General features: G+C 42.4%; 7 protein-coding genes. All 7 read right to left on the reverse strand.

Annotated features, from left to right (window positions below; genetic code table 11):
• Nucleotides 1-57 precede the first annotated feature (57 nt).
• Nucleotides 58-396 carry an ISC system 2Fe-2S type ferredoxin gene (gene fdx / locus GQR46_RS15385; protein ID WP_165735300.1) on the reverse strand — a complete coding sequence of 113 codons (339 nt, stop codon included), beginning with the start codon at nt 394-396 and terminating at the stop codon, nt 58-60.
• A gap of 11 nt (nt 397-407) precedes the next feature.
• Nucleotides 408-2,270 carry a Fe-S protein assembly chaperone HscA gene (gene hscA / locus GQR46_RS15390; RefSeq protein ID WP_165741392.1) on the reverse strand — a complete coding sequence of 621 codons (1,863 nt, stop codon included), beginning with the start codon at nt 2,268-2,270 and terminating at the stop codon, nt 408-410.
• A gap of 41 nt (nt 2,271-2,311) precedes the next feature.
• Nucleotides 2,312-2,839 (reverse strand): co-chaperone HscB, encoded by a 528-nt coding sequence (hscB, locus tag GQR46_RS15395; RefSeq protein WP_007586374.1) that lies wholly within the window; start codon nt 2,837-2,839, stop codon nt 2,312-2,314.
• Between the two features lie 82 nt (nt 2,840-2,921).
• Nucleotides 2,922-3,245, reverse strand: a complete 324-nt coding sequence (gene iscA, locus GQR46_RS15400) for an iron-sulfur cluster assembly protein IscA (protein WP_007377674.1) — start codon at nt 3,243-3,245, stop codon at nt 2,922-2,924.
• 12 nt (nt 3,246-3,257) lie between these two features.
• The gene (gene iscU / locus GQR46_RS15405) at nt 3,258-3,641 is read right to left on the reverse strand and encodes a Fe-S cluster assembly scaffold IscU (RefSeq protein ID WP_007377675.1); all 384 of its coding nucleotides are present in this window, start codon (nt 3,639-3,641) and stop codon (nt 3,258-3,260) included.
• Nucleotides 3,642-3,682: 41 nt separating this feature from the next.
• Nucleotides 3,683-4,900, reverse strand: coding sequence for an IscS subfamily cysteine desulfurase (locus GQR46_RS15410; RefSeq protein WP_002958425.1), 1,218 nt, complete (start codon nt 4,898-4,900; stop codon nt 3,683-3,685).
• 24 nt (nt 4,901-4,924) lie between these two features.
• Nucleotides 4,925-5,416: a Fe-S cluster assembly transcriptional regulator IscR gene (iscR, locus tag GQR46_RS15415; protein WP_007586371.1), complete on the reverse strand. Its 492-nt coding sequence runs from the start codon at nt 5,414-5,416 to the stop codon at nt 4,925-4,927.
• Nucleotides 5,417-5,511: the final 95 nt, after the last annotated feature.

Genomic DNA, 5,511 nt, shown 5'->3' on the forward strand with positions numbered 1-5,511 from the left:
TGAAACAAAAAAGCCGCTGTATCAAACAGCGGCTTTTAATATATACATCGTTAAAAACTAGTGCTCTTCATTAACGATATTGAGATTGTACTTAGGTATTTCAACCACTAAGTCTTCATCTCTTATAATTGCTTGGCAACCAAGGCGTGACTCAGGCTCTAAACCCCATGCTTTATCTAGCATGTCATCTTCTAGCTCATCACTCTCTTGTAGTGAATCAAATCCTTCACGAATCACTAAATGACACGTAGTACATGCACACGACTTTTCGCAGGCATGTGCAATACTAATGCCATTTTTAAGTGCAGCGTCGAGTACTGTTTGGCCTGCAGGGGCTTCAATTGCAGCGCCGTCAGGACATAATTCAGGATGTGGAAGAAAAACAATTTGTGGCATTCTAATCTCTCTTAAATGTTGTCTACTGACTGCCCTGTAAGGGCCTTTTTAATTGATGCATCCATTCTACGCGATGCAAAGTCGCTACTCGCATTATCGACTTTTTCGATAGCTGCTTTAATTTCGCCAGGCTCTTGTGCATTTTCGCGCACTTTTACCAGTTCTGCAATTTCAGCGCGTAAGTTAGCAAGTTGCATATCGTCAAGTAATGCAGCATCGGCTGCAAGTGATGCATTAAGCGCTTCTATTACGCGTAACGCTTCTACTTGTTGCTCTTTAAGCATACGTGCTTGCATGTCGCCTTTCGCGTTGCTCATTGACTCTTTTAGCATGTTAGCTACTTGGTCGTCAGATAAACCAAACGAAGGCTTAACTTGAATTTCAGCTTGTACGCCTGTTGATTTTTCCATAGCTGAAACACTTAATAGGCCATCAGCATCAACTTTAAAGGTTACACGAATATGCGCAGCACCTGCCGCCATTGGTGGAATACCTTTTAAGCTAAACTTAGCAAGCGATCGACAATCATCAACAAGCTCACGCTCACCTTGCAGCACATGTAATGACATAGCTGTTTGGCCGTCTTTAAACGTCGTAAATTCTTGCGCGCGTGCTACCGGAATTGTTGTATTACGCGGAATGATTTTTTCAACCAAACCACCCATAGTTTCAAGGCCTAGCGATAACGGTAATACATCAAGCAATAGCATGTCAGAATCGGGCTTATTGCCAATTAACACGTCGGCTTGAAGCGCAGCACCTAGGGCTACAACACGATCAGGGTCGATTGAAGTTAGCGGCTCTTTATCAAAAAAGCTTTGTACTTGGCTACGTACCAGTGGCATACGGGTTGAACCGCCTACCATAATAACTTGCAGTACTTCGTCGTTTTCTATGCCAGCATCTTTTACAGCACGACGACACGAACGCAGTGTTTTTTTAACGAGAGGCATAGCCATTTCATCAAACGTTTCGCGTGTTACTTCTACTGTGTATTTTTGATCGTCAAACTCAAGACCCACGTTTACTTTAGCGTATTGGCTTAATGCTTCTTTACACGCTTTTGCTTTATTGATGAATAAACGTAAAACTGAAGGTGACAACGCTGACACACCAGTTTGCTGCTTAAAGTAATCAACAAGTAGTGAGTCAAAGTCATCACCACCGAGACTTGAGTCGCCGCCAGTTGCCATTACTTCAAACACACCTTGGTGTAATCTAAGTACTGATATATCAAATGTACCACCGCCTAAATCGTAAACAGCAATAATACCTTCTTGGCCAGAATCTAAACCATAAGCAACGGCTGCTGCTGTTGGCTCATTTAATAAACGTAGTACGTTAATACCAGCCAGTTCTGCGGCATCTTTAGTACTTTGGCGCTGTGCGTCATCAAAGTACGCTGGTACTGTGATTACAGCACCTAAAATCTCTTGATTACCAAAACTTTGCTCAGCTCGTGCTTTTAATGCAGCTAAAATATGGCTTGATGCTTTAATTGGACTGATTTTACCTGCCGCAGTTTCTATTGCTAGTGCACCATTGTGCTCACAAAATTCATACGGTAGCTGGCCATAACTTTGCTCTATTTCAGCCTGAGTTTTACCTAAAAAACGCTTAACCGAAATAAGCGTGTTGGCAGGGTCTTGCGTTGCTGCTTTTGCAGCTTCTGCGCCAACAGTAATACCGCCTGCTTGATAACGAACAACCGACGGTAACATAGCCGCGCCAAGATCATCAGTTAACGTGCGGGCTTCGCCACTTTGTACTGTTGCAACTAATGAGTTAGTTGTACCAAGATCAATACCAATAGCTAGTTTATGTTCGTGTGGTGCCGCGCTCTGCCCCGGCTCAGCAATTTGCAATAATGCCATAATGCTCTTTAAACTCGTGTTGCTCGCTTTGCAGCAAGTAATTAATCGTCAAATAAACTGTCTTCAATACGCTCTAGTTCGTCACGTAACTTATAAACAAACTTCAGTTTACGAATATTATCTGCGGCAAGTTGATATTGCTGCTCATCGTTACTTGCTAGTTGTTCGGCAAGTTGTGCACTGTACTGCGTGTTTAGTTGCTTAATTTGTTTTTCAAAATTTGCAATGGCGGTATCAGGATCGCGCGACGATGTTAGCTCTTCAAGCTCTTCGCGAAGTTCCATTTGCTGCATTAAAAACATTGGATCTTGCAAGGTTTGCTGCTCTGCACGAATATCAACGCCTAGCTCGCTCAGCATATATTCAGCACGTTTTACTGGGTGCTTTAATGTTTGTAGCGCATCGTTAATTTCGGCGGCGCTTTGCACTGCCATTAACTTATCGCGGCTGCTCGCATTCGCGTGGCGATCTGGATGTACAGTACGCTGTAATTCCAAGTAGTGCTTGTTAACCGTTGCTAAATCAATATTGTAATCAACGGGAACTGCAAATAATTCAAAGTAACGCATAACTTCAACCAATAATATTCAGAAATAACAAAGCCCTACATTAACTGGCAGGGCTTATTTATACTACAAAGATATTTTAAGCTTAAACGGTAAAGCTTTCGCCACAACCACACTCATCAGCTTGATTAGGGTTTCTAAATTTAAACCCTTCATTTAAGCCTTCTTTAGTGTAGTCGAGCTCTGTGCCATCGATGTAAACTAAGCTTTTAGCGTCAACAATTAATGTTACACCTTTAGCCGCAAAAGTTTCATCGTCTTCGTTTAAATCGTCAACAAACTCAAGTACATAAGCAAGACCTGAACAGCCCGTCGTTTTAATGCCAACGCGCAGGCCTAAACCTTTACCGCGGTTTGCTAAAAATGATTGTACGCGGTTTGCTGCCGCATCTGTCAATGTCACTGCCATGAGTTTCTCTTCTTACTTCGCTTGTTTGCTTTTGTAGTCTGCAATTGCTGCTTGAATTGCGTCTTCGGCTAAAATTGAACAGTGAATTTTCACTGGTGGTAATTCAAGCTCTGCACTGATATCAGTGTTTTTAATTGTCGCTGCTTCGTCTAGCGTTTTGCCTTTAACCCACTCTGTTACAAGTGAAGATGAAGCAATTGCGCTACCACAACCGTAGGTTTTGAATTTTGCATCTTCAATAACGCCTTCGGCAGATACTTTAATTTGCAATTTCATTACGTCACCACATGCTGGTGCGCCTACCATACCCGTTGCCACTGACGGATCATTCTTATCTAGAGTACCTACGTTACGTGGGTTTTCTACGTGGTCGATTACTTTATCACTATAAGCCATTATTCTATCCTCATTACCTGCTAGGGTATGTGCTCACACTATTAGTGGTGAGCCCATTCAACTGAATCTAAATCAATACCTTCTTGATGCATCTCCCAAAGTGGAGACATCTCACGTAGGCGACCGATAGAGTTTTTCATTAATTCGACGGTGTAATCAATCTCTTCTTCGGTAGTAAAGCGACCAATACTAAAACGAATTGAGCTATGTGCTAATTCGTCGTTACGGCCAAGTGCACGTAATACATAAGAAGGCTCTAAGCTTGCAGATGTACAGGCTGAACCTGACGATACTGCAATGTCTTTTACTGCCATAAGTAACGACTCACCTTCAACAAAGTTAAAGCTGATGTTTACAATGCCAGGTACTGATTGGTCTTGCGTGCCGTTAAAGTATACTTCGTCCATATCAGCCATAATGCCGTCGATTAAACGATTACGTAAGGCGCTGATGTGTGCGTGATCTTTTTCGAAATCTTGCTTAGCAATTTTAAACGCTGTACCCATACCCACTAATTGGTGAGTAGCTAGCGTACCAGAGCGCATACCGCGTTCATGTCCGCCACCGTGCATTTGCGCTTCAAGGCGAGCACGTGGTTTACGACGAACGTAAAGTGCACCAACACCTTTAGGGCCATACACTTTATGTGCAGAGAACGACATAAAATCAACTTTAAGCTGTTGCACGTCGATTAGTACTTTACCCGCGCTTTGCGCTGCATCTACGTGGAACATAATTTTACGTTCGCGACACATTTCGCCAATAGTCGCGATATCTTGAATTACACCTAGCTCGTTATTAACGTGCATAATGCTTACAAGTACTGTGTCGTCACGCATTGTGTCGGCAAGTTTTTGTAAATCAAGTAGGCCGTTTTCTTCAACGTCCATGTAAGTTACTTCAAAACCTTGGCGCTCAAGTTCACGACATGTGTCGATTACAGCTTTGTGCTCAGTTTTAGCGGTAATAACGTGCTTACCTTTTTTCTTGTAAAACTGTGCTGCACCTTTGATAGCAAGGTTATTTGATTCTGTTGCACCCGATGTGAAAACAATTTCACGTGGGTCTGCATTAATTAAATCAGCAATATCTGTACGTGCTTGGTCAACAGCTTCTTCTGCTTGCCAACCAAAACGGTGTGAGCGTGACGCAGGATTACCAAACTTACCGTCCATTGTCAGGCATTGCATCATTTCTTTAGCAACACGTTCGTCAACAGGCGTGGTCGCTGCGTAATCTAAATAAATCGGTAACTTCATTTCTCTCTCCGCTGCAGGTCAACCTTAAAGTTGACAGCTTACTTGAATGTTTTCCAACTGCTTAATTGCATTATTAATACTGTTATCTTGGCGCGATGCTATTTCTTTCACATCTGATTTTTCCACCAATTCAGCAAGGGTAATATTATTCAAAAATTCTTCTATGCGTGCGCTTAGGTCTGACCACAAATTATGTGTTAAACAACGCATACCACTCTGACAGCCGGTATCGGCACCTTGGCAACGTGTTGCATCGACCGATTCGTCTACGGCGCTAATAATATCGCCAACAGAGATAACGCTCGCTTCACGCCCTAGTAAATAACCACCACCAGGTCCACGAACAGAACTTACTAGGCCATTTTTACGTAAACGAGCAAATAATTGTTCAAGGTAAGACAAAGAAATTTCTTGTCTTTGTGAAATATCAGCAAGGGCTACAGGACCTACACCTGTGTGTAGTGCAACATCCAGCATAGCTGTAACGGCATATCTGCCTTTTGATGTTAACTTCATAACGCCCCCTGCACAAAAGAGTGCAAATTTTAATTACCAGAGTAAATTAGTCAAGTATTATCACTTGATAAAAATTTGATTTAGAAACTCTTACT

It is taken from the genome of Pseudoalteromonas sp. Z1A6 (assembly GCF_011378745.1).
Taxonomy (GTDB): domain Bacteria; phylum Pseudomonadota; class Gammaproteobacteria; order Enterobacterales; family Alteromonadaceae; genus Pseudoalteromonas; species Pseudoalteromonas arctica.

Bases quoted from the DNA above. Each gene is read 5' to 3' on its own strand.
- iscA (WP_007377674.1), bottom strand. From the start codon at position 3,245: ATGGCAGTGACATTGACAGATGCGGCAGCAAACCGCGTACAATCATTT.
- GQR46_RS15410 (WP_002958425.1), bottom strand. From the start codon at position 4,900: ATGAAGTTACCGATTTATTTAGATTACGCAGCGACCACGCCTGTTGAC.
- iscU (WP_007377675.1), bottom strand. From the start codon at position 3,641: ATGGCTTATAGTGATAAAGTAATCGACCACGTAGAAAACCCACGTAAC.
- fdx (WP_165735300.1), bottom strand. From the start codon at position 396: ATGCCACAAATTGTTTTTCTTCCACATCCTGAATTATGTCCTGACGGC.
- hscA (WP_165741392.1), bottom strand. From the start codon at position 2,270: ATGGCATTATTGCAAATTGCTGAGCCGGGGCAGAGCGCGGCACCACAC.
- hscB (WP_007586374.1), bottom strand. From the start codon at position 2,839: ATGCGTTACTTTGAATTATTTGCAGTTCCCGTTGATTACAATATTGAT.
- iscR (WP_007586371.1), bottom strand. From the start codon at position 5,416: ATGAAGTTAACATCAAAAGGCAGATATGCCGTTACAGCTATGCTGGAT.